Source organism: Aeromonas sp. MaB10011B (assembly GCF_017939325.1).
Taxonomy (GTDB): Bacteria; Pseudomonadota; Gammaproteobacteria; order Enterobacterales; family Aeromonadaceae; genus Aeromonas; species Aeromonas caviae.
This window is the reverse complement of sequence record NZ_JAGKRK010000002.1, coordinates 117435-139663: the sequence shown is the minus strand read 5'-3', so window position 1 is coordinate 139663 and position 22229 is coordinate 117435. Positions and strand designations below refer to the sequence as shown.

22 protein-coding genes and 1 tRNA gene are annotated in these 22229 nt (G+C 61.7%); 12 read left to right on the top strand and 11 right to left on the bottom strand.

The genetic code is table 11. The features are described 5' to 3' along the window. Window positions 1-207: 207 nt before the first annotated feature. From J9893_RS01405 to J9893_RS01370, 8 genes are all read right to left on the bottom strand, one after another. Window positions 208-1056 (bottom strand): HDOD domain-containing protein, encoded by an 849-nt coding sequence (locus J9893_RS01405; protein WP_039039670.1) that lies wholly within the window; start codon window positions 1054-1056, stop codon window positions 208-210. A gap of 68 nt (window positions 1057-1124) precedes the next feature. Further along, entirely contained in the window at window positions 1125-1544 is a 420-nt protein-coding gene (locus J9893_RS01400) for an META domain-containing protein (RefSeq protein WP_143236910.1), read from the bottom strand. A gap of 178 nt (window positions 1545-1722) precedes the next feature. Next, complete coding sequence (gene yegD / locus J9893_RS01395; RefSeq protein WP_109111942.1) at window positions 1723-3084, bottom strand: molecular chaperone; 1362 nt, start codon at window positions 3082-3084, stop codon at window positions 1723-1725. 104 nt (window positions 3085-3188) lie between these two features. Further along, entirely contained in the window at window positions 3189-4178 is a 990-nt protein-coding gene (locus J9893_RS01390; protein WP_010676065.1) for a 2-hydroxyacid dehydrogenase, read from the bottom strand. A gap of 77 nt (window positions 4179-4255) precedes the next feature. Continuing rightward, a complete protein-coding gene (locus tag J9893_RS01385) occupies window positions 4256-4735 on the bottom strand; it encodes a CreA family protein (RefSeq protein ID WP_041214236.1) in 480 nt (159 codons plus the stop codon). 21 nt (window positions 4736-4756) lie between these two features. Next, window positions 4757-5203, bottom strand: a complete 447-nt coding sequence (locus J9893_RS01380) for an Mpo1-like protein (protein WP_041214237.1) — start codon at window positions 5201-5203, stop codon at window positions 4757-4759. A gap of 285 nt (window positions 5204-5488) precedes the next feature. Next, window positions 5489-6349: a hypothetical protein gene (locus J9893_RS01375; protein WP_010676062.1), complete on the bottom strand. Its 861-nt coding sequence runs from the start codon at window positions 6347-6349 to the stop codon at window positions 5489-5491. 156 nt (window positions 6350-6505) lie between these two features. Then, window positions 6506-6892 (bottom strand): TraR/DksA C4-type zinc finger protein, encoded by a 387-nt coding sequence (locus J9893_RS01370; protein ID WP_010676061.1) that lies wholly within the window; start codon window positions 6890-6892, stop codon window positions 6506-6508. Between the two features lie 462 nt (window positions 6893-7354). On the opposite strand from J9893_RS01370, the gene J9893_RS01365 reads away from it, so the two are divergent. The 9 genes from J9893_RS01365 (at window position 7355) to J9893_RS01325 (ending at window position 16656) form a co-directional block, all read left to right on the top strand. Then, the gene (locus J9893_RS01365; RefSeq protein ID WP_010676060.1) at window positions 7355-8686 is read left to right on the top strand and encodes a glutamine synthetase family protein; all 1332 of its coding nucleotides are present in this window, start codon (window positions 7355-7357) and stop codon (window positions 8684-8686) included. A 290-nt stretch (window positions 8687-8976) separates the two neighbouring features. After that, entirely contained in the window at window positions 8977-10338 is a 1362-nt protein-coding gene (locus tag J9893_RS01360) for an aspartate aminotransferase family protein (RefSeq protein WP_005306621.1), read from the top strand. Between the two features lie 54 nt (window positions 10339-10392). After that, a complete protein-coding gene (locus tag J9893_RS01355) occupies window positions 10393-11490 on the top strand; it encodes a polyamine ABC transporter substrate-binding protein (RefSeq protein WP_143236911.1) in 1098 nt (365 codons plus the stop codon). Between the two features lie 117 nt (window positions 11491-11607). Next, complete coding sequence (locus J9893_RS01350; RefSeq protein WP_050498258.1) at window positions 11608-12693, top strand: polyamine ABC transporter substrate-binding protein; 1086 nt, start codon at window positions 11608-11610, stop codon at window positions 12691-12693. A 76-nt stretch (window positions 12694-12769) separates the two neighbouring features. Next, window positions 12770-13924, top strand: a complete 1155-nt coding sequence (potA, locus tag J9893_RS01345; RefSeq protein ID WP_010676056.1) for a polyamine ABC transporter ATP-binding protein — start codon at window positions 12770-12772, stop codon at window positions 13922-13924. After that, the gene (locus tag J9893_RS01340) at window positions 13921-14826 is read left to right on the top strand and encodes an ABC transporter permease subunit (protein WP_010676055.1); all 906 of its coding nucleotides are present in this window, start codon (window positions 13921-13923) and stop codon (window positions 14824-14826) included. Before potA ends, J9893_RS01340 begins: the two co-directional genes overlap by 4 nt. After that, window positions 14823-15665 (top strand): ABC transporter permease subunit, encoded by an 843-nt coding sequence (locus J9893_RS01335; RefSeq protein ID WP_010676054.1) that lies wholly within the window; start codon window positions 14823-14825, stop codon window positions 15663-15665. The genes J9893_RS01340 and J9893_RS01335 overlap by 4 nt, the downstream gene beginning before the upstream one ends. Before the next feature lie 48 nt (window positions 15666-15713). After that, entirely contained in the window at window positions 15714-16439 is a 726-nt protein-coding gene (locus J9893_RS01330) for an MOSC domain-containing protein (RefSeq protein WP_210557758.1), read from the top strand. A gap of 140 nt (window positions 16440-16579) precedes the next feature. After that, window positions 16580-16656 (top strand) — tRNA-Pro (locus tag J9893_RS01325). 241 nt (window positions 16657-16897) lie between these two features. Here J9893_RS01325 and J9893_RS01320 read toward each other — a convergent pair. Both J9893_RS01320 and J9893_RS01315 read right to left on the bottom strand, forming a co-directional pair. Next, window positions 16898-17425 (bottom strand): hypothetical protein, encoded by a 528-nt coding sequence (locus tag J9893_RS01320; RefSeq protein WP_010676052.1) that lies wholly within the window; start codon window positions 17423-17425, stop codon window positions 16898-16900. 123 nt (window positions 17426-17548) lie between these two features. Further along, a complete protein-coding gene (locus J9893_RS01315) occupies window positions 17549-18013 on the bottom strand; it encodes a thioesterase family protein (RefSeq protein WP_039039661.1) in 465 nt (154 codons plus the stop codon). A gap of 131 nt (window positions 18014-18144) precedes the next feature. On the opposite strand from J9893_RS01315, the gene recQ reads away from it, so the two are divergent. After that, a complete protein-coding gene (gene recQ, locus J9893_RS01310) occupies window positions 18145-19980 on the top strand; it encodes an ATP-dependent DNA helicase RecQ (RefSeq protein ID WP_039039660.1) in 1836 nt (611 codons plus the stop codon). A gap of 48 nt (window positions 19981-20028) precedes the next feature. Here the strand turns inward: recQ and J9893_RS01305 are convergent, their stop codons facing one another. Then, window positions 20029-20331: a cytochrome c gene (locus tag J9893_RS01305; protein WP_143236913.1), complete on the bottom strand. Its 303-nt coding sequence runs from the start codon at window positions 20329-20331 to the stop codon at window positions 20029-20031. Between the two features lie 104 nt (window positions 20332-20435). Here J9893_RS01305 and J9893_RS01300 point away from each other — a divergent pair, with 104 nt between their 5' ends. Both J9893_RS01300 and J9893_RS01295 read left to right on the top strand, forming a co-directional pair. Then, window positions 20436-21863: a protein adenylyltransferase SelO gene (locus J9893_RS01300; protein ID WP_143236914.1), complete on the top strand. Its 1428-nt coding sequence runs from the start codon at window positions 20436-20438 to the stop codon at window positions 21861-21863. Between the two features lie 10 nt (window positions 21864-21873). Then, on the top strand, window positions 21874-22161 hold the full coding sequence (locus J9893_RS01295) for a DUF3630 family protein (protein ID WP_041211964.1): 288 nt from the start codon (window positions 21874-21876) through the stop codon (window positions 22159-22161). Window positions 22162-22229 lie beyond the last annotated feature (68 nt).

Sequence of the window (22229 nt, the reverse complement as noted above, 5' to 3'; positions counted from 1 at the left end):
GGGCGCAGGCCATCTTATCCCGTCCATGGGCGTGTGTATGTGACGACCGGCCAGAATGAGACGGTGCTTCCGGCTTGGCTGGGCGGTCTGCCGTGACGCTATTGGGTCAGCAAATCGGCAAGGGCGTTGCCCTGTTCGTGCAGCTGTTCGAGCTGATCCGCCAGAATGAGACGGGGATCCGGCTCCTGCTGATCGGCCGTTGTACATCTACTGGGTCAGCAAATCGGCCAGGGCGTTGCCCTGCTCGTGGAGCTGCTCCAGCTGATCCGCCAGGCTGGCGGGATCCAGCCCCAGCTGGTCAGCCAGGGTTCTGGGGAAACGGGCGATGATGGCCTGTGCCGGTACGCCGGCCTGCCAGGCGAAGGAGACGAAGACGGCGAGCCGGATGAGCACGGCCTCCTTGCTGACCGGATCGTGGGAGAGGGGGTCGAGCTGCTGGGCGATGGCATCCACGAAGGCGGGCGACAGGTTCCAGCGCCGCGCCAGCTCTGCGCCGAGCTGGGCATAGTCGTAACCCAGCATCTCCCGCTGGGCATCGACCCGGCTGCTGCCTTTCTCGATGGCCAGATTGATGAGCCCCGCCTCTTCCGGCAGGGTGCTCTGGATCAGCAGCTCGCCAATGTTGTGAATGAGGGCGCAGGTGAAGGCGGTCTCGGGATCCACCGAGGTGGTCTGCTGTGCCAGGGTGCGGGCAATGGTGGCGACCTGGAAGGTCTGGGTCCAGAAGTGGAGCTTGTCAAAGCCGGGGGGGGCCTTGAAGCTGCTGATGATGCCGGAGGCGACCACCACGGAGCGCAGGCGGTTGAAACCGAGGCGGATCACCGCCTGTTCGATGGAGGTGATTTCATTGCCACGGCGCAGGGCAGCGGAGTTGGCCATCCGCAGTACCTTGACGCTGATCACCTGGTCCATGGCGATCTTGGCCGCGATCTCGTCGATGCGGGCATTCTCGTCGTTGAAACTCTGCATTAGCTCGTGCAGCAGTTTCGGAATTGTGGGCAGTTGCTTGATCTTGCCAAACAGGCGATCCATCGACATGGCTGAGGCAGCCTCCATTGCTAACAATGCCTCATATTGTGCCACAGCCTGGCCAGTTGTTCCTGCTGGCGAGCGGTTTTGTGAGCCTAGTACACCCAGTCTTGCAGTCTGTATTCCAAACGGTGCCGTTTTCCCTGGAGGATCAGGGTCTGGGTGGAACCGCTCAGTGTGGCCCCCTCCGTCAGGGTGGCGAGCACGGCCTGCTCTATCAGATCGAGTTCGGGGGGGCAGGCCATGGCGGTGCTGCCGAGGCTGGTGACCCAGAGCTTGTTCCCCTTGAGGTGACCCTGGCCGAAGTAGCGGTTGCAACCGGCGATGCCGTTGACGGTGAAGTGCACACCGATCTCGATGTCGGGGGGATTGCTGCGGTGGCTGGCGATGGCCTGGCCATCCAGCCGATCGAGCACCCAGTGATGGTGTTGCAGGTCTTGCGAGGCAAAGCGGGGAGCACTGCTGCAGGCGCTGAGCAGAAGCAGGGCGAGCAGCAGTAGCAGGTATCTGGGCATTGAAGGGGCTCCGGTGGTGGGTATGACAAGCATACCCGTCCCCGGGCCCGGGCGGCAGGGCGAGGGGGGAGGAGCCCGACCGCTTCTGTCGCCCCGGGGGAAGAGGGGGTGTCGGCAAATGGCAACACCCGCCCCGAGCGAACCTGTCTACCGGTTGCCCATGGCTCCCCTGGCTGTTTCAGTCCGCAAACAGCCGCTCGGCATAGCGGGCGAGGCCCGAGGCCACCGAACCGAAGTCATCACCCCCCTCCAGCGGTACCTTGGGCAGTTTCTGCTGGATGAAGGCCTTGATGAGGGGGGAGCGGGCACTGCCGCCGGTGACGAAGACCCGGTCAGGCTGCACGCCTGCCGCCAGGATAGCCTCGTCCATCAGCTCGCCAATCTTCTCCAGCAAGGGGGCGGAAGCACTGGCCAGCTGGGGGCGGGTGAGTGCCGCCTCCAGCCCTTTTTCCAGCTCGTTCAGGGTCTGGTGATTGTGCTCGTGGTCGGAGAGGGCGATTTTGCCCTGCTCGGCGCGCCACACCAGTTGATGGCTGAGCTTGTGGGCCCGCAGGCTGGCGAGGCGCGGGAGCTTGCTGCCCGGCTGGCTGTCGAGCTGGAGATCCTGCAACTGACGTGCTGTATCCAGGCTGTAGAAACGGCTCTGGGCACTGACGTCATTGATGGCGGCGGCGTCCCAGAACAGGGGATGGGGCAGTGGCTTGCCGGTCTTGAGGGTCTCGTGCATGCCGAGCAGCGGCATCATGCCCTCAACGGTCAGGCGGATGTCGAAGTCGTTGCCCCCGATGCGCTGGCCGCTGTGACCGAGCAGGTCGCCGCTGCGATCCAGCTGGTCACGGTGGCTCGGGCCCATGCGCAGCACGGAGCAGTCGGTGGTCCCGCCCCCGATGTCCACCACCAGCACAACCGCATCCTCGGTGAGGCGCGCTTCGAACTCGAAGCCGGCGGCCACCGGCTCATAGAGGAACTCCACCCGCTCGAACCCGGCGAGGCGTGCCGCCTCCCTCAGGATGGCGATGGCCTGGCGGTTGCTCTCTTCCCCCGCCAGTCCCTGGAAGTTGACCGGTCGGCCGATCACCGCCTGGCGGATGGTGCTGCCCGTCTGCTGCTCCGCCTCCCGGCGCACGTGCAGCATCATGGCGCAGACGATGTCCTCGAACAGGGCGATCTGGGGAGCCTTGAGGCCATAGGCCCCGAGAAAGGATTTGGGGGACTTGATGTAGTAGCCCTCGTCCGGCTCTTCCAGATAGCGCGTCAGCGCCGCACCGCCGAAGCTCAGCTCGTCGATGAGTCCCTCTTCGCGCATCTGGCGGCGCACCGCTTGTGCCCGGGTCACCACGGGACCGCGCAGCTTGAGGTATTCGCTCTGCTGGACGGGGGCCAGCCCTTCGGCCAGGAGGCCGGCGATGGCGTCCCGGTGGGGGGCGTGCAGGGTGGAGGGAAGGTAATGGGAACCGGAGAGGGTCAGCAGCCTGGGGCTGCCCTGTTCCATCACGGCGACGGCACAGTTGGAGGTACCGTAATCAAATCCGATGAACATGCTGGCCAGACTCCTGTACAAAAAAGGGCTGGTAGCCTACCCGATGCCGCCGGGTCTCACAACCCGGCGGCGGGATCAATGGCGTGGCGACAACGCCTCAGGGATCACTCCACTTCGTTGTCAGAGCGGCCCTGGCTCTCGATGGCCTGGATGTTGCTGAGGGTGGTGTCGGCGATGGCGTGCAGCGCCTCCCGGGTCAGGAAGGCCTGGTGACCGGTGAACAGCACGTTGTGACAGGCAGACAGGCGGCGGAAGACGTCGTCGGTGATCACCTCGTTGGACTTGTCCTCGAAGAAGAGGTCTTCCTCCTCCTCGTAGACGTCCAGTCCCAGGGCGCCGATGCGGGAGGTCTTGAGGGCCTCGATGGCGGCGTTGGAGTCGAGCAGGCCGCCCCGGCTGGTGTTGATGATCATCACCCCGTCCTTCATCTTGGCGAAGGCCTCCTTGTTCAGCAGGTGATAGTTCTCCTTGAACAGGGGGCAGTGCAGGCTGATGACATCGGACTGACGGAATAGGGTGTCGAGATCAACGTACTCGGCGCCCAGATCGATGGCCGCCTGGTTCGGATAGGGATCGCTCACCAGCAGGCGCATGCCGAACCCCTTGAGGATGCGCAAGGTGGCGATGCCGATCTTGCCGGTGCCTATGATGCCGGCGGTGCGGCCATGCATGTTGAAGCCGACCAGCCCCTCCAGGGAGAAGTTGGCGTCCCGGGTGCGCTGATACGCCTTATGGATGCGACGGTTGAGGGTCATCATCAGGCCCACCGCATGTTCGGCAACGGCCTCGGGGGAGTAGGCAGGCACCCGCACCACCTTGAGTCCCAGCTCCTTGGCGGCGGCCAGATCCACGTTGTTGTAACCAGCGCAGCGCAGGGCGATGACCCTGGTGCCGTACTGCGCCAGCTCGGTCAACACTTCGCGGTCGGCATCATCGTTGACGAACAGGCAGACCACGGGGAAGCCGTGGGCGAGACGGGCCGTCTTGGCCTCCAGCCGCACGTCGAAGAACTCCAGATCGAAACCGTACTGGGTGTTGGCCTGGTGGAAATGTTCCTTGTCGTAGCTCTTGGTACTGAAAACGGCGACTCTCATGGTGCGCTCTCCGTAGATAATGATGTGGTTAAATTACAACAAATAGTGACCGTCATCACGGGATAAGTGGTGCTGTTTCAACCCCAGGGCATGATGGGGACGGCACTCACTGCACTCTTGTACGAACCATCCACCAACTTGGTGCTGTAAGTCAGATAGACAAGGGCATTGCGCTTCTCGTCGTAAAAACGCACCACCTTCTGCTCCTTGAACACCAGCGAGGTGCTGACGTCGAACACCTCTTCCCCCGCCTTCAGCTTGGCGGGCAGGGTGATGGGGCCGATCTGGTGGCAGGAGAGGGAGGCGTGGGAGGGATCTTCCGCCAGCCCAAGGCCACCCTTGACGCCGCCGGTCTTGGGGCGGGCCAGATAGCAGGCGACACCGGCGATTTTAGGGTCGTCGAACGCCTCCACCAGGATCTTGTGGTTGGGTCCGAGCAGCTTGAAAGCGGTGCTCACCTCGCCGACGGGATCGGCCTTGTCGGCCAGCACCGGGCCGGCCATCAGTGCCCCCAGCAGCAGGGGCAGGGTGCGAGCAAGGGTCTGAAGATGTCTCATGGTCTCTCCTGTTGGCCTCCCTCAGAAAGGGATGCCCAAACGACGATAGAGGCTGGCCAGCACCCAGGCGGGGCCTACCAGCAGAAATTGCAGGTCGGTGAGAAAGGAGGGGCGTTTCCCCTCGATATGGTGACCGACGAACTGGGCTATCCAGAACAGCACGAACCCGATAAGGGCAGGCCACAGCAGCGGCCCCTGCCAGACGTGGCAGAAGGCCAGTCCCAGGGCGGTCAGGGCTGTCATCCCCGTAAAGATCGTCAACGACAGCCGCAGGTAGAAGACCAGCACCGGGATGGCCACCAGCCCCGCCCAGTTGAAGGACGCTGGCAGGGGACCGGCGGGCAGGCACCAGAGCAGTGCCAGGATGCAGAGGTAGATGCCTGGCACCGCCACCTTGTGGATGGCCACATTGACGGGGTGTTGATGGCTCTGGCCGTAGTCGCGAAACCAGTCATCCAGTCGTTTCATGGCACCTCCCTGGTGCGCGTATTGAGGCCGGGCGACCTCGCGTTCCTGTGCGTCTGCGGCGGGCTGCGCCCACCGGATGGGGTGACCCGCGGCTGATCACGCTCCCGGCGGTGGATATTCCCAATGCCGGGATACCGTGTCCGTTCACGCTCGCAGCGGTGGATATTCCCAACGCCGGAGACCGTGTCCGCTCATGCTCGCAGCGGTGGATATTCTCAACGCCAGATATCGTGTCTGTTCACGCTCGCAGCGGTGGATATTCTCAACGCCGGATATCGTGTCCATTTACTCCTGCGACGGTGGATATTCCCAATATTGGGCCGGAATGCTTTTGAGCAAGGGGGTCATGTCGGGATTGGGCAGGGCGATGGTGACTCTCTGCTCCAGATTGGCGCTGGCCAGGGCCTCGCGGATCTTGGGGTTCTCCCGAAAGAACGCCATGAAGCTGCCGTCGGCATAGGCACGCTCGAGGCCGGTCTGGATCGCCTTGGCCAGCTTCGGCGACTCCGGGCTGACGAAGAAGAACTCGGCGAAGGGGTAGCGGATCAGCAGGTGCTGATCGATCACCAGGTTGGGATATTGTGCCGCCAGCTCGCTGCGTTCGGCGAAGATTTCCACCAGACCACGGGGGAAGAAATCCAGCTTGTCGCCGTCATTCATCAGGCGAAACAGGTTGCTGTAGCGCCCGGCATAGGTGGGAATGCCTGCCAGTTCCAGGATCTTGTTGTCGGCCCAGCCCACCCCCTGTGCGGCTTTCAGTTTCTTGAGGTCTGCCAGGGTGTTGATCTGGTTGAACCGCTCCTGGGCATCAGCGTGGATGAAGGAGAGGCGCAGCCCTTCCAGGCCACGAAACAGCGGGATTGGCACTGCGGTGAGGGAGGATTCCAGCGCGCTGGAGGTACCCATCCAGAACACATTGATGACCTTGCCCTTGGCAAGCGCCTGCTGGAGGCTGTACTGGTTGAGATTGAGGTCGACCCGCTCCAGCTTGTAGGGCTGCCCGGCGTGGTTGAGCGCCAGTTCCAGCAGCTTGAGCTGGTATTCGTTGTCGAGATCGTTGATCGGTCGGCTGGGGACCTTGACGGTGAGCGTCTGTGCTTGTGCCAGTAATGGCAGGCACAAGCACAGCCTGATGAGCCATTTCACGCTTTGATCTCCTGTAGGATCCGGGACTTGCCCGGAGTCTAACAGAAGTTGTCACGCTCTTGCTGTGAAAGGGGCCGGGGATCACCCGGACGCGTCATCTTCGGGCATGACCTGCCCTGTGCCCGGCTCGTACCGAGGCCGGGCTTGTTCGCCGCATCAGGCGACGCGACGGAACACGTGAGTGTCGTTGAATTCCTTGGTGCTCTGGCATTCAACACAGAAGCGGGACTCGGGACGGGCCTGCAGCCGCTTGAGAGAGATCTCGTCGCCACAGGATTCGCAATAGCCGAAATCCCCTTCATTGATCCGCTTCAACGCCCCTTTCAGCTTGCGCAGGTGCAACTTGTCGTGCTCGATGCGGTTCAGCTCCAGGCGACGGGCCTCCTCGACACTGGCACGGTCAATTTCATCCGCCATTTCGTTGGTATCGGTGGCGATAGCCTGGCTGGCCTGGGAGTTGAGACGTTCTTCGAGCTCAAGGATTTGTCGCTCGATCTGGCCTTTGTAGAAGGTCAGTTGGTCTTCTGTCATGAAATCACACATACGGTTTGCTACCAGTCAGTTTCCCAATGTTACCCATTGATGGGGGCTGTCTGTCGTCAGACCAAGCCCTTGTATCCCGTTTTGCACCAAATCCATGCAGGAGAATGCAAATCAGGGCGGGCCTTGTACCAAAAAAATGCAGACATGCAAAGGAAATTGGATAAGGAGTGTGCGCCCTTGCAAAGAAATGGGCCTTCTCCGACAGGGTCTGACTGAGTATCGAACGAGATCCCGCCGCCGTTGGCATCGAGCTTGCAGTGGGCTGATCGTGACACAAAGTGTTTAGTATTTGGTGCCGCGCTGGTCATTATACAGGCCGTTGTTTATAGTTTTTTAAACACCGCTGCTTGACAAAGGCCTTTATCACGGGCTTTTATGGTGTGGTCGATTACATTTTCTTAACAAGGGTGTTCCTTATATTAGACACCCTTGACAATGGCAACCGTAAAGTCGGGGTTTAACATGGACAGTATCAAGGGCTGGATGGAGAGCAATCGCATCACGGAAGTGGAGTGCCTGTTTCCAGATTTCACCGGCAATGCCCGAGGCAAGATCATTCCAGCCAACAAGTTTCTGCGCGAGGGGGGCATGCGGCTGCCCGAGGTCATCTTCACCCAGACGGTGACCGGCGAGTACCCGGATGACGACAGCATGATAGACCCGCTGGAGCGGGACATGCAGCTCTATCCCGATCCCAACACCATTCGTTTCGTACCCTGGGCGCTGGAGCCCACCGCCCAGGTGATCCACGACTGCTTTGACGTCAACGGCAAGCTCATCGACATCGCTCCCCGCTCCGTGCTGCGCCGGGTTCTGTCATTCTACGAGAAGCAGGGCTGGAAGCCGGTGGTGGCGCCGGAGCTGGAGTTCTACCTGGTGACCCGCAACGAAGATCCCGACTATCCGCTGGTGCCGCCGGTGGGCCGCAACGGCCGCCCGGAAACGGCCCGCCAGTCGTTCAGCATCGATGCGGTGAACGAATTCGACCCCATCTTCGAGGACATGTACGACTACTGCGAGGCCCAGGAGCTTGAGGTGGACACCCTGATCCACGAATCCGGCGCCGCCCAGATGGAGATCAACTTCCTGCACGGGGATGCCATCGATCTCGCCGACCAGGTGTTTCTGTTCAAGCGCACCATGCGCGAGGCCGCCCATCGCCACGGCATCTATGCCACCTTCATGGCCAAGCCCATGAGCAACGAACCGGGTTCCGCCATGCACATCCACCAGAGCCTGGAAGACATGGATGGCAACAACCTGTTTGGTACCAGCGAAGGGGGCAACTCCGATCTGTTCATGCATTTCATCGCCGGCCTGCAGAAATACACCCCGGCAGTGACCGCCCTGCTGGCGCCGAACGTCAACTCCTACCGCCGCCTCACCTTTGGCGAGAGTGCGCCGCGCAACGTGCAGTGGGGGGTGGAAAACCGCACCTGCGGCCTGCGGGTCCCCTTCTCCGAACCGAGCGCACGCCGGGTCGAGAACCGCTTCGCCGGGGCCGATGCCAATCCGTATCTGGCTCTGGCCGCCACCCTGGCCTGCGGCTACCTCGGCATGCTGGAGAAGCTCGAACCCATGCAGGAGATGAAGGCGAGTGCCTATGACCTGCCCTACAGCCTGCCCCGCTCGCTGGAGGAATCGCTGAGCCACCTGGAGCAGTGTGAACCCATCAAGGACATGCTGGGGGAGCGCTTCATCCGCGCCTTCGTGGCCGTCAAGCGCAAGGAGTACGAGACCTATTTCGGCGTGATCAGCCGCTGGGAACGGGAATTCCTGCTGCTGAACGTCTGATCTGTCCCCGGGGGAGGCGAGGCCTCTCCCCGTCATATCGCAAGCAAGGGGCTGAAGGCCCGTCTCGCGGCGGCGCCCGCGACCCGGAAGGCACCGAGTAAAGGTGAGGCCCGCTCCCGCAATGGAGAGGGGGTCACCTGCAATCAACTGGCGACGATGTTCGCCCCATGGAAAGGCATCGAGCAGGCAAGAGAGTGCCAGCCCCGTGAATGGCAGTGACCGGGCCGGCCATCCGTGCCCTCATGAATGGCGACAAGATTCGCCGAATCGAAGGAACCGAGGAGCAAGCAATGCAGCACACCACCCGTGAGTGGCAGCAACTGGAAGCCAGCCATCATCTGCATCCGTTTACCGATTTTCAGGCGCTGAACAAGAAAGGCAGCCGCATCATCACCCGTGCCGAGGGGGTCTATCTGGAAGACTCTGAAGGTAAGCGCATTCTGGACGGCATGGCGGGTCTGTGGTGCGTCAACCTGGGTTACGGTCGCCAGGAGCTGGTGGACGCCGCCACCCGCCAGATGCAGCAACTGCCCTACTACAACCTCTTCTTCCAGACCAGCCACCCGCCTGCCGCCGAGCTGGCCACCCTGCTGGCCGAAGTGACGCCCTCCCACCTCAACCACGTCTTCTTCACCGGCTCGGGTTCCGAGTGCAACGATACCGTGCTGCGCATGGTGCGCCACTACTGGGCCAGCAAGGGGCAGCCGGAGAAGCAGGTGATCATCAGCCGCCACAATGCCTACCACGGCTCCACCGTGGCCGGGGCCAGCCTAGGCGGCATGAAGGGGATGCACGCCCAGGGCGGGTTGCCGATCCCCGGCATAGTGCACATCGATCAGCCCTATCACTTCGGCGAGGGGCAGGGGATGAGCGCCCACGAATTCGGGCTGGCCCGTGCCCGTCAGCTGGAGGAGAAGATTCTGGAGCTGGGGGTGGACCAGGTGGCCGCCTTCATCGGCGAGCCGATCCAGGGCGCCGGCGGCGTCATCATTCCGCCCGACAGCTACTGGCCCGAGATCCAGCGCATCTGCGACAAGTACGGCATCCTGCTCATCGCCGACGAGGTGATCTGCGGCTTTGGCCGCACCGGCCACTGGTTCGCCAGCGAGGGTTTTGGCATCAAGCCGGACCTCATGTGCCTGGCCAAGGGGATCACCTCCGGCTACCTGCCGATGGGGGCCGTGATGGTGGGGGACAGGGTCGCCAAGGTGCTGGTGGAAGAGGGGGGGGAGTTCAACCACGGCTTCACCTACTCCGGTCATCCGGTGGCCTGCGCCGTGGCCATTGCCAACATTACGCTTATGCAAAACGAAAGCATAGTTAAGCGAGTTCATGATAGTATCGGCCCCTATTTGCAGCGTCGCTGGGCGGAGCTGGCGGACCATCCGCTGGTGGGCGAAACCCGTGGCAAAGGCCTGGTGGCCGCGCTGGAAATAGTGCAGGACAAGCAGACCAACAGCCGCTTCCCGGCTGAGCTGCAGGCCGGTATGACCTGTCGGGAGTTCTGCTTTAACAATGGCTTGGTGATGAGGGCGGTCGGCGATACCATGATCATATCGCCCCCCTTGGTGATCACCGAGGAACAGGTGGATGAATTGGTCAATCTGGCCAGGCTCAGTCTGGATCTGACGGCGGCAAAGCTGCGGGGATAGACGGGCGCCGGGCAGGTTGGCTTGCGCATACAATTTGCTTAGGAGACAAGGACGATGTCTTTCAAAACGGGAATGATTGCAGCCTCGGTGGCGCTGGTCATGATGAGCGGCGCGGCGATGGCCGAAGACAAGGTGTTGCACGTCTACAACTGGAGCGACTATATCGCGCCGAACACCCTGGAAGACTTCCAGAAAGAGACGGGCATCAAGGTGGTCTACGACGTGTTCGACAGCAACGAGGTGCTGGAAGCCAAGTTGCTGGCGGGCAGCTCGGGTTATGACATCGTGGTGCCGTCCAACCCCTTCCTGGCCAAGCAGATCAAGGCGGGCGTGTTCCAGAAACTGGACAAGTCCAAGCTCTCCAACTGGCAAAACCTGGATACCTCGTTGCTCAAGGCGCTCGAACCGAGCGACCCGGGTAACCAGTACTCCATTCCTTACCTGTGGGGCACCATCGGTTATGCCTACAACCCGGAGAAGGTGAAAGCCGTGCTGGGTGACAAGGCACCGGTGGACTCCTGGGATCTGGTGTTCAAACCGGAAAACATGGCCAAGTTGAAGGAGTGCGGTGTCTCCTTCCTCGACTCGCCGACTGAAATGCTGCCGGCCGCCCTGCAATACCTGGGCTTCAAGCCGGACAGCCAGAAGCCGGACGAGCTGAAGAAGGCGGAGGAGCTGTTCCTCTCCATCCGTCCCTACACCGCCTACTTCCACTCCTCCAAGTACATTTCGGATCTGGCCAACGGCAACCTGTGCGTGGCAGTGGGTTACTCCGGTGACCTGCAGCAGTCCAAGGCGCGTGCCGCCGAGGCCAAGAACGGTGTCAGCCTGACTTACACCATTCCGAAAGAGGGGGCGGGCAGCTTCTTCGACATGATCGCCATCCCGGCGGATGCCAAGAACGTCGAGGCGGCCCACACCTTCATCAATTACCTGATGAAGCCGGACGTGATCGCGAACATCACCAACGTGGTGCAGTTCCCGAACGGCAACAAGGCGGCCACGCCGCTGGTGGACGAGGCGATCCGTACCGACCCGGGTATCTACCCGACGCCGGATACCCTCAAGAAGATCTACACCTTCCCGGATCTGCCGGCCAAGGTGCAGCGTCTGATGACCCGCAGCTGGACCAAGATCAAGTCAGGCAAGTAAGAGTGACGAGTACCCCTCCCGGTCCGCAGTTCGGCCGGGAGGGTGGTGACCACCCGACAGGTTGGACGGCGCGTATGGATGCGCGACTGGCAAAATCACACAAATGAGGACTGATAAGTGCACATGACCAAGATGGCAACGCTGGCCCTGACCCTGGGGTTTGCAAATCTGACCCAGGCAGCCCCTGTGGTTCATTTTTACAACTGGTCCGATTATATCGGCGAGACCACCCTCAGTGACTTTCAGCAGAAGACCGGGATCAAGACCGTCTACGACGTGTTTGACTCCAACGAGACGCTGGAAGGCAAGCTGCTGACCGGACGCACCGGCTACGATCTGGTCGTGCCCTCCAACAATTTCCTGGCCAAGCAGATCAAGGCGGGGGCCTTCCAGAAGCTGGACCTCACCCTGCTGCCAAACCTGAGCAACCTGGACCCCTTGCTGCTCAAGCAGCTCGAGAAGGTGGATCCGGGCCATCAGTACGCCGTGCCCTACCTCTGGGGCACCAACGGCATCGGTTACAACGTCGACAAGATCAAGGAAGTGCTGGGTGTCGACAAGATTGACTCCTGGGCGACCATCTTCGAGCCGGAAAACATGAAGAAGCTCTCCCAGTGCGGCGTGGCCTTCCTCGATTCGGCGGACGAGATGATCCCGGCTGCCCTCAACTACCTTGGGCTCAACCCCAACAGCCATGAGCCGGCGGATATCAAGCGGGCCGAAGAGCAGCTGCTCAAGGTGCGCCCCTATGTGGCCTACTTCCACTCCTCCAAGTACATCGGTGACCTCGCCAACGGCAACATCTGCGTGGCGGCGGGTTTCTCCGGCGACATCCTGCAGGCGGCGTCCCGGGCCGAGGAGGCGGGCAAGGGGATCAAGATTGCCTACAGCATCCCCAAGGAGGGTGGCAATCTCTGGTTCGACATGATGGCGATCCCGGCCGATGCCACCAACGTGAAAGAGGCTCACGCCCTGATCAACTACATTCTCGAACCGCAGGTCATCGCCAAGGTGAGCGACTATGTGGGTTACGCGAACCCGAACATCAAGGCGGGAGAGTTCATGGACAAGGCCGTTCGCGAGGACGAGTCAGTCTATCCCCCCCAGGCGGTGCTTGAGCGTCTGTATGTGCAGGAAGCACATCCCCGCTCGGTGCAGCGCCTGATCACCCGGAGTTGGACCAAGATCAAATCCGGAACCTAACCTTGGCGCCCATCCCGGGGCGCCAGATTGTATTGATGGATCGGCCCAGGCCGGAATCACCTTTGGGAGTTTGGTAATGGCGATAGCCTCCAGTGCCTACAAGAAAGCCCTCGAGGGCAGCCAGCAGCGTAAAGAAGTGCTGGTCAAAATAGACAGGGTAAGCAAGCAGTTCGACGAAACGCTGGCGGTCGACAACGTGTCTCTCAACATCCACAAGGGCGAGATTTTCGCCCTGCTGGGTGGGTCCGGCTCCGGCAAGTCCACCTTGCTGCGGATGCTGGCCGGGTTCGAGCGACCCACGGAAGGACGGCTGTTCCTCGACGGCGTCGACATTACCGACATGCCGCCCTATGAACGCCCCATCAACATGATGTTCCAGTCCTACGCCCTGTTCCCCCACATGACGGTGGCCCAGAACATCGCCTTCGGCCTCAAGCAGGATGGCCTGCCCAAGGCGGAGATCGATGCCCGGGTGGAAGAGATGCTCAAGCTGGTGCAGATGACCCAGTACGCCCGCCGCAAGCCGCACCAGCTCTCCGGTGGTCAGCGTCAGCGGGTGGCCCTGGCCCGTTCCCTGGCCAAGCGTCCCAAGCTGCTGCTGCTGGACGAGCCCATGGGGGCGCTGGACAAGAAGCTGCGCTCCACCATGCAGCTCGAGCTGGTCGAGATCATCGAGCGGGTCGGCGTGACCTGCGTCATGGTGACCCACGATCAGGAAGAAGCCATGACCATGGCCGAGCGGATCGCCATCATGCACCTCGGTTGCATCGAGCAGATCGGCAGCCCGATGGACATCTACGAAACCCCGGCCAGCCGGCTGGTGTGCGAGTTCATCGGCAACGTCAACCTGTTTGACGGCCTGCTGGTGGAGGATGAGCAGGACCACGCCATCATCGCCTGTGCGGATCTGGAGCAGCCCATCTATGTGGGTCACGGCATCAGCTCCCGGGCGGAGAACAAGAAGGTCACCTATGCCCTGCGTCCGGAAAAACTGCTGATGAGCCTGCAAAAGCCGGAAGAGATCGAGCATCCGGACTTCAACTGGACCAAAGGCGAGGTTTATGACATCGCCTATCTGGGCGGCCATTCCGTGTATCACATCCAGTTGCCCTCGGGCAAAATCGTTCAGGCTTTCATCGCCAATGCCGAACGCCACGGCAAACGGCCGACCTGGGATGACCAGGTGTTCCTCTACTGGGAAGATGACAGCGGCGTGGTGCTGCAATCATGAAGGCATTGAGACGACTCAAACAGGTGGGAGGGCGGCAGCTGGTCATCGGCATCCCCTTCTTCTGGCTCTTCCTCTTCTTCCTGCTGCCCTTCATCATCGTCGTGAAGATCAGCTTCGCCGAAGCGGACGTGGCCATCCCGCCCTACACGGACGTGGTGAGCTGGGCAGACAATCAGCTCACCATACTGCTCAACCTGGGCAACTACCTGCTGCTGCAGGAGGATGAGCTCTACATTGCGGCTTATCTGGGGTCCCTCAAGATAGCCCTGGTCAGCACCCTGCTCTGCCTGTTGATCGGTTATCCCATGGCTTACGCCATTTCGCGGGCCAACAAGGAGACCCAGACCGTTCTGCTGCTGCTCATCATGATGCCGACCTGGACGGCGATCCTGATCCGGGTATACGCCTGGATGGGGATCCTCAGCAACAACGGCCTGCTCAACAGTGTCCTGCTGGGCATCGGGGTGATCGACGAACCGCTGCAGATCCTCAATACCAACCTGGCGGTCTATATCGGCATCGTTTATTCCTACCTGCCGTTCATGGTGCTGCCGCTCTACGCCAACCTGGTCAAGCACGACCAGAGCCTGCTGGAGGCGGCCTCCGATCTGGGTGCCCGCAACCTGACCCGGTTCTGGCAGATCACGGTGCCACTCTCCAAGAACGGCATCATCGCCGGTTGCATGCTGGTCTTCATCCCGGTGGTGGGCGAGTTCGTCATCCCCGAGATGCTGGGTGGTCCGGAGACCCTGATGATCGGCAAGGTGTTGTGGCAGGAGTTCTTCAACAACCGTGACTGGCCGGTGGCCTCCGCCCTGGCGGTGGTGATGCTGGCGGTGCTGATCATTCCCATCATCCTGTTCAACCGCAACCAGGCCAAAGAGCTGGAGGGCAAGGCATGAGACGTTTCGGTTTTGCCAAGCTGATGCTGTGGCTGGGTCTGCTGTTCATCTACCTGCCCATGATCATCATGGTCATCTACTCCTTCAACGCCTCCAAGCTGGTGACGGTGTGGGGAGGCTGGTCGCTCAAGTGGTACTTCGGCCTGCTCGACAACAAACAGTTGATCGGGTCCGTGTTCCGCTCCCTGGAGATCGCCTTCTACACTGCCATCGCGGCGGTGGCGCTGGGGACGGTGGCGGCCTTCGTGCTGACCCGGATCCCTCACTTCCGTGGCCGGACCCTGTTCGGCGGCATGGTGACGGCGCCGCTGGTGATGCCCGAGGTGATCACCGGTCTCTCCCTGCTGCTGCTGTTCGTGGCCATGGCCCAGCTGGTGGGTTGGCCCGCGGAGCGGGGCATGCTGACCATCTGGATAGCGCATACCACCTTCTGTACCGCCTATGTGGCGATCGTGGTGTCGGCGCGGCTGCGGGAGCTGGATCTCTCCATCGAGGAGGCGGCCATGGACCTGGGAGCCAAGCCCTGGAAGGTGTTCTTCCTGATCACCATCCCGATGATAGCCCCGTCGCTGGCGGCGGGTGGCATGATGTCGTTCGCCCTGTCGCTGGATGACCTGGTGCTGGCGAGCTTCGTCTCCGGCCCGGGTTCGACCACCCTGCCGATGGAAGTGTTCTCGGCGGTGCGCCTCGGCGTGAAGCCCGAGATCAACGCCATCGCGAGCCTGATCCTGCTGTCGGTATCCCTGTTCACCTTCGGTAGCTGGTATCTGATGGCCCGGGCGGAGAAACGCCGTCGCGCCGAGATCGCCATGACTACCCAGATGCAGGCAGTTGCCTGACCTGCCCCGTGATAAGATCCGCATTCCCCCATCCGTCAGGAGAATGGAATGCGGATCTCCCTCTTCATCGGCCAGAGCGCCGAACTGAACCCAGAGCAGGCCCCCGGCCTCATCAGTGCCATCCACAAGCAGCCTGCCGACGCCCCTCTGTGGTGTGATTTCCTCGGCCTTCGCGGGGATGAGCAGAGCGACAGACGCCATCATGGCGGCCCGGATCGGGCCCTGCACCATTACCCGGCGGAGCACTACACCTGGTGGAAGACTTGGCAAACCGCGCTGGGGCTGCCTGTACCACGCACACCCTGGCAGCCTGCTGCCTTTGGTGAGAATCTCTCTGGTTCGGGGCTGACCGAGGCGCAGGCCTGCATCGGCGATGTCTATCGACTGGGAGAGGCGCTGATCCAGATAAGTCAGCCCAGATCCCCCTGTTTCAAGCTCAACCAGCGCTTTGGCTATAGCCAGCTCTCCCAGGTGATGCAGCTGAGTGGCCGCTGTGGCTGGCTGCTGCGGGTGCTGGAAGAGGGAAGGGTGGATCCGCAGGGGGAGCTGACACTGGTGGACAGACCCTACCCTGAGCTGACGGTGAAGCGCACCGCCGACATCCTGTTCAACCAGGCCCGCAACGAGGAAGAGCTGCAACTGCTGCTGGAGAACCCGGCGCTCTCTCCCAACTGGCGCCAGCATGCGGCTCATTGGCTGGAACATGGAGTGGTGGCGGATTGGAGCCGGCGTTTGCTGGGGCCGACCGAGTTCAGGTTGTCTCGACAGGGCTGAAGGCAGGCGGAAAGATGCCTTGTGGCGATTTTTGCTGCTACTCGCTGAATTATTGAGCGTAAAGCCATTTTTTTAGAGTGAATGCAAAAAAAGGCTTGTGTCGGGTCGGGGCTTTCGGTAAATTCTCGCCCCGCAGACATCGGTGTGTAGCGCAGCTTGGTAGCGCACTTCGTTCGGGACGAAGGGGTCGGAGGTTCGAATCCTCTCACACCGACCACATTTGAAAAGGCCGCTCAATGAGCGGCCTTTTCGCATTTGGTCTGTTGAAGCAAAGCTGACATTTCCATTGTCGATTGCTGTTCCTGTTCCTGCTCCGATCCCCCTCATTTGCCCAACTAAAAGGGCCACCGCTCGGTGGCCCCACTGGTGGAGTCTGATCCTGACTCCGGCACTCTAGATTGTGACAATCTCGTTATGGGTCTTGTCGATGGTGCCCTCCTTGCGCCCCAGGCGCTCATTCAGATATGCCAGTGTTGATGCCGCAATGCCTTGAAACCGTGTTGGGTTTGCAGGGCCGCATGCTTGGGGTACTCACTAATGAAATGTGCTATTCCCTCCATCAGTTGTGAACGCAGCGAAGACACGGGCTCATGCCAGGCTTGCAGGCAGAGATGACCAGGGATCAGCTGCTCTCGATACGCTTCCAGCAGTGATTCCGGCCAGGGCTCGATATGGGAATCGTGACGCAGTAAATAGTGGGCGGCGGGTTCACGGGCATAGATGAACTGAACTTGGGCCAGGTCGCGTTGGCTTAGCGTTTGGCTGCCGATATGGCAAGTCAGATATTTCCCCGTCTTCAGATTCAGGAAGTGACCGCGTTGCCGACAGGCAATGATGCGATACCAGGGCAGGGGTGAACAGAGAGAATACCCCTCCAGCTCCTGTTCCAACCAGTGACGGCACTCTGGGGTCTGCACTTCTTCGCGCATGGCCTCAAGTCGTGTCAGCAAGGCTCTGGATGGTTGGGTAGCCAGTATCGCGCTCATCGTCTGCAATCCTCCCTCTGCACAGAATCCCGACTTTCAGTATGGACCCTGAGCGGAGGAGGGGGTAAGAATTCTAATGATTAAAATCAGCTTAGAAGCGCACTTTTTATGCAATAAAAACCATTAGCCGACGAGGTAGGTGCCCGTGCCAAAGGCGATGTGGGTGCCCTCTTCGTTGTGCAGCTCCATGCGGGCGACCGCGACCTTGCTGCCTGCCCGGATGATGTGGGCGGTGGCGATGAACTCGTTGCCGCGACCGGGACGAAGATAGTCCACCCGCAGATCGATGGTGCCAAGCCGCGAGAAGCGCTCCTTGAGATAGCTGGGGGAGAAGTCCTCCAGCTCGTCGATGCAGGAGGCTGCGACTATCATGCCGCCCGCCACGTCGAGCAGGCTGGCGGTGACGCCGCCGTGCAGTATGTTGTGGAAAGGGTTGCCGATGAGCTTCTGTTCCATCTTGATGCGCAGCTCCACTTTATCGAAGTCGTAGTGGGTGACTTGCATGCCGATCAGCTTGTTGAAGGGCATCTTTTCGGCGAACAGGTTGGCTATGCCACTGAGCGCCATCTTCTTGAGCATCTGTTTCATTCCTTGAGTCCGCCCTGTCATCAAAGCCGAGTAAAAACCCCAGCCAGTCTGCAACACTTCCTTAACACTCGCAATGGCAGGTTTATTGTGGGCGGCGGCTGCTTTAGAATGGCGACCCCAAAGGAGAGCCCATGACCGTCATTGCCGAAACCCTGCCTGACCCTCAGCCAGAGAATCCCCTTGCCTTGTTGCAGGCGGTGTTTGGCTATCAGCAGTTTCGGCCGGGCCAGCTCGAGATCATCGAGCAGATAGTGGCAGGGCGCGATGCCCTGGTGCTCAAACCCACCGGCGGCGGCAAGTCGCTTTGCTACCAGATCCCGGCGCTGCTGCGACCTGGGCTCGGGGTGGTGGTCTCCCCCCTCATCTCGCTGATGAAGGATCAGGTCGACACCCTGCGTGCCAACGGCGTGGCGGCGGTCTACATCAACTCGGCCCTGAGCCGGGAGGAGATGATCCAGAACTTTGCCGCCATGCGCCGAGGCGAGATCAAGCTGGTTTATGTGTCCCCCGAGCGTTTGCTGCAGCACGAGTTCATGGACCGGTTGGCGGAGCTGCCCCTCGGCCTGTTCGCCATCGACGAGGCGCACTGCGTCTCCCAGTGGGGGCACGATTTTCGGCCGGAATATGCGGCGCTGGGACGGCTCAAGCAGTGGTTCCCCCAGGTGCCCGTGGTGGCGCTCACCGCCACCGCCGACGAGGCGACCCGCAGCGACATGCTGCACCGGCTGGAACTGAACGATCCCTTCATCCACACCGCCAGCTTCGATCGGCCCAATATCCGCTACAGCCTGGTGGAGAAGTTCAAGGCGGCGGAGCAGCTGCTGCGCTACGTGCAGAGCCAGAAGGGCAACTGCGGCATCGTCTACTGCTCCAGCCGCAATCGGGTGGAGGAGGTGGCCGAGCGGCTATCCCGTCACGGCTGCAAGGCGGCACCCTATCATGCCGGTCTGCCGCTGGAGCTGCGTCAGCAGACCCAGGAGGCCTTCCTCAAGGATGACATCGAGATCGTGGTGGCGACGGTGGCGTTCGGCATGGGCATCGACAAGCCCAACGTGCGCTTCGTGGTGCACTACGACATCCCGAAGAACATCGAATCCTACTATCAGGAAACCGGCCGCGCCGGGCGTGACGGCACTCCGGCCGAGGCGCTGCTGCTCTACGATCCCGCCGACATCGGGCGGGTGCGCCGGCTGCTCGACAACATCGAAAACCCCCAGCAGCTGCAGGTGGAGCAGTACAAGCTCAACGTGATGGCGGCCTTCGCCGAGGCGCAGACCTGCCGCCGTCAGGTGCTGCTCAACTACTTCGGCGAATACAACGACAAGCCGTGCGGCAACTGCGACATCTGCCTCGATCCGCCCCAGAGTTATGACGGCACCGAAGACGCCCAGAAGGCGCTCTCCTGTGTCTGGCGGGTGGGTCAGAATTTCGGGGTGGGTTATGTGGTGGAGGTGCTGCGCGGATCGCTGAACCAGCGCATCAAGGATCACGGTCACGACAAGCTCTCGACCTACGGCATCGGCAAGGATCAGAGCCACGAATACTGGATGAGCGTCATCCGCCAGCTGATCCACAAGGGGTTGCTGACCCAGAACATCACCCGCAATCTGGTGTTGCAGCTGACCGAAGCGGCCCGCCCCGTGCTGCGCGGCGAGATGAAGCTGGAACTGGCGGTACCCCGCCTGCAGCCCATCTCCAGCCGCAAGGAGAAGCGCAACGGCCTGCTCGACAACGCCAACTACGACAAGCGGCTGTTCAAGGAGCTGCGCGCCCTGCGCAAGCAGATCGCCGAGGATGAAGAGGTGCCGCCCTATGTGGTGTTCAACGACGCCACCCTGGTGGAGATGGCACAGCTCATGCCGATGACCGAGGAGGAAATGCTGGCGGTCAACGGTGTCGGTCACCGCAAGCTGGAGCGCTTCGGTGAGGCCTTTATGGACCTGATCATCGACTATTGCCGTCGGTAGGCTGGCACAACAAACAGTGGAAAGGCGCCCGTTGGTCGGCGCCATGCATTATTTGAGGCTGGCGTAATAGGCCGCCAGATTCTCCATGTCCGCCTCGGTCAGCATCGCCATGAAGGGAACCATCAGCGGCTCGGTACGGGCCCCCTCCTTGAACGCCTTCATCTGCTTGAGCAGATAGGCCTGGTTCTGGCCCGCGAGGTGGGGGTAGATCGGGACGCTCGCCTTGCCATCCGGGCCATGACAGGCGGCACAGACCACGGATTTGGCCTTGCCTGCGTCTATGTCGGCCGCCTTGGCCTGATGGCCCCAGGCAAGCGCCAGCAGGGGCAGGGTATAGACCCACTTTGGCATCGTCTTCTCCTTGAAATGAATAATCGTGATCGCCTGTTAGCCTCGACGAGCCGACGGCGGTATAAAGAGTGACACGAGCATACGCAGGGACAACCCTCATCACCATGAAGTTGATCAACACTTTTGCCACCGAACTCCCCTGGGCTTGCGAGCCCGTTGCCCCGCAGCCGCTGCATGGCCCCAGATTGCTGCATCTGAACCGTGCGCTGCTTGGGGAGCTGGGGCTCGGGAAGGTGAGCGAGGCGCAGTGGCTCGCCTGTTGCGGCCAGGGGCAGCCCCTGCCGGGCATGCAGCCGGTGGCTCAGGTCTATGCGGGCCACCAGTTCGGCGGCTACAGCCCGCGTCTCGGGGATGGCCGCGCCCTGCTGCTGGGAGAGCAGCTGGCGCCGGATGGGGGCCGTTGGGACCTGCACCTCAAAGGGGCGGGCAAGACGCCATTCTCCCGCTTCGGCGACGGCCGTGCCGTGCTGCGATCCAGCATTCGCGAGTACCTGGCTTCCGAGGCGCTGCATGCCCTCGGCATTCCCACCACCCGGGCTCTGGTGCTGCTGGGCAGTGACGAGCCTGTCTACCGGGAGCAGGTGGAGAGCGGGGCGACCGTGCTGCGCACCGCGCCGAGCCATCTGCGCTTCGGTCACTTCGAGTATTTCGCCTGGAGCGGGCAGGGGGAGAAGATCCCGGCCCTCATCGACTATGCGCGGTGTTACCACTTCCCCGAGCTGACCGATGGCGCCGAGCTGTTTGCCGAAGTAGTTCGCCGCACCGCGCGGCTCATCGCCAAGTGGCAGGCGGCGGGGTTCTGTCACGGGGTGATGAACACCGACAACATGTCCTTGCTCGGGTTGACCCTGGATTATGGCCCCTATGGTTTCATCGACGCCTATGTGCCGGACTTCGTCTGCAACCACTCGGATCCGGATGGCCGCTATGCGCTGGATCAGCAGCCTGCGATCGGCTACTGGAACCTGCAGAAGCTGGCCCAGGCGCTGGCCGGCCATGTGGATGGCGACGCGCTCGCGTCGGCCCTGGCCCAGTACGAGCACCAGCTGATGTTGCACTACTCCGAGCTGATGCGCGCCAAGCTGGGGTTGGCGGTGTGGGAAGAGGAGGATCCGGCGCTGTTCCGCGAGTTGTTCCGGCTGCTGGCGGCGCACAAGGTGGATTACCACCTCTTCCTGCGACGTCTCGGTGAGGTGACGCGAGAGGGAGCATGGCCCGCCAGCCTGCTGGCCCTGTTGCCCGATCCTGCCGTCTGGCAGGGGTGGCTTGAGGCCTATCGGGCGCGCCTCGCCCGGGAAGGGAGCGAGGATGGCGTGCGCAAGGGGCAGATGGACGCCGTCAATCCCAAGTATGTGCTGCGCAACGCCCTGGCCCAGCAGGTAATAGAGGCGGCTGAACGGGGCGACATGGCGCCGTTCGAGCGGCTGTTTGCGGCCCTGCAGCACCCCTATGATGAGCAACCGGAATACGAGGATCTCGCCACCCCGCATCCGGGCTGGTATTGCGGGGGCGAGCTCTCGTGCAGCAGTTGAGGAGCCGCAGATGAACTGGCGTATCACGCAGACAGACAGGGAAGCCGGGGTGGTGATGCTGACCTGCCCGGGCCTTGACTGGGACAGCTTCCCGACTCTGGCAGAGGCCCTGTTGCAGGAGTGGGAGCTGGCGGCCCTCGAGCGGGAGTGGGGGGCGGATCGCCACAGCTGGCTGCTGGAGTTTGAAGGCAGCCGCTTTCGGCTCGAGTACGAACATTACAGCGGCTGCTGGCTGGCGGCGGTGCAGCCGGATGACGCGGAGGCGCTGCTCTGGCTGGCTCGGCAGTCCCGGGAGTGAGCTTGGCGTGCGATGCGAGTCAATCCCTTGAGATAACCGCATAAAGATTGAACTATCAATTTGGGGGC

What these genes read in the sequence shown, in the direction of transcription:
- J9893_RS01380 (WP_041214237.1), bottom strand. Translation starts at nt 5,203, where the DNA reads ATGAAACGACTGGATGACTGGTTTCGCGACTACGGCCAGAGCCATCAA.
- J9893_RS01335 (WP_010676054.1), top strand. Translation starts at nt 14,823, where the DNA reads ATGAGACGTTTCGGTTTTGCCAAGCTGATGCTGTGGCTGGGTCTGCTG.
- J9893_RS01340 (WP_010676055.1), top strand. Translation starts at nt 13,921, where the DNA reads ATGAAGGCATTGAGACGACTCAAACAGGTGGGAGGGCGGCAGCTGGTC.
- J9893_RS01365 (WP_010676060.1), top strand. Translation starts at nt 7,355, where the DNA reads ATGGACAGTATCAAGGGCTGGATGGAGAGCAATCGCATCACGGAAGTG.
- J9893_RS01315 (WP_039039661.1), bottom strand. Translation starts at nt 18,013, where the DNA reads ATGAAACAGATGCTCAAGAAGATGGCGCTCAGTGGCATAGCCAACCTG.
- J9893_RS01295 (WP_041211964.1), top strand. Translation starts at nt 21,874, where the DNA reads ATGAACTGGCGTATCACGCAGACAGACAGGGAAGCCGGGGTGGTGATG.
- recQ (WP_039039660.1), top strand. Translation starts at nt 18,145, where the DNA reads ATGACCGTCATTGCCGAAACCCTGCCTGACCCTCAGCCAGAGAATCCC.
- J9893_RS01300 (WP_143236914.1), top strand. Translation starts at nt 20,436, where the DNA reads ATGAAGTTGATCAACACTTTTGCCACCGAACTCCCCTGGGCTTGCGAG.
- J9893_RS01305 (WP_143236913.1), bottom strand. Translation starts at nt 20,331, where the DNA reads ATGCCAAAGTGGGTCTATACCCTGCCCCTGCTGGCGCTTGCCTGGGGC.
- J9893_RS01400 (WP_143236910.1), bottom strand. Translation starts at nt 1,544, where the DNA reads ATGCCCAGATACCTGCTACTGCTGCTCGCCCTGCTTCTGCTCAGCGCC.
- yegD (WP_109111942.1), bottom strand. Translation starts at nt 3,084, where the DNA reads ATGTTCATCGGATTTGATTACGGTACCTCCAACTGTGCCGTCGCCGTG.
- potA (WP_010676056.1), top strand. Translation starts at nt 12,770, where the DNA reads ATGGCGATAGCCTCCAGTGCCTACAAGAAAGCCCTCGAGGGCAGCCAG.
- J9893_RS01385 (WP_041214236.1), bottom strand. Translation starts at nt 4,735, where the DNA reads ATGAGACATCTTCAGACCCTTGCTCGCACCCTGCCCCTGCTGCTGGGG.
- J9893_RS01370 (WP_010676061.1), bottom strand. Translation starts at nt 6,892, where the DNA reads ATGTGTGATTTCATGACAGAAGACCAACTGACCTTCTACAAAGGCCAG.
- J9893_RS01320 (WP_010676052.1), bottom strand. Translation starts at nt 17,425, where the DNA reads ATGAGCGCGATACTGGCTACCCAACCATCCAGAGCCTTGCTGACACGA.
- J9893_RS01405 (WP_039039670.1), bottom strand. Translation starts at nt 1,056, where the DNA reads ATGGAGGCTGCCTCAGCCATGTCGATGGATCGCCTGTTTGGCAAGATC.
- J9893_RS01390 (WP_010676065.1), bottom strand. Translation starts at nt 4,178, where the DNA reads ATGAGAGTCGCCGTTTTCAGTACCAAGAGCTACGACAAGGAACATTTC.
- J9893_RS01330 (WP_210557758.1), top strand. Translation starts at nt 15,714, where the DNA reads ATGCGGATCTCCCTCTTCATCGGCCAGAGCGCCGAACTGAACCCAGAG.
- J9893_RS01360 (WP_005306621.1), top strand. Translation starts at nt 8,977, where the DNA reads ATGCAGCACACCACCCGTGAGTGGCAGCAACTGGAAGCCAGCCATCAT.
- J9893_RS01355 (WP_143236911.1), top strand. Translation starts at nt 10,393, where the DNA reads ATGTCTTTCAAAACGGGAATGATTGCAGCCTCGGTGGCGCTGGTCATG.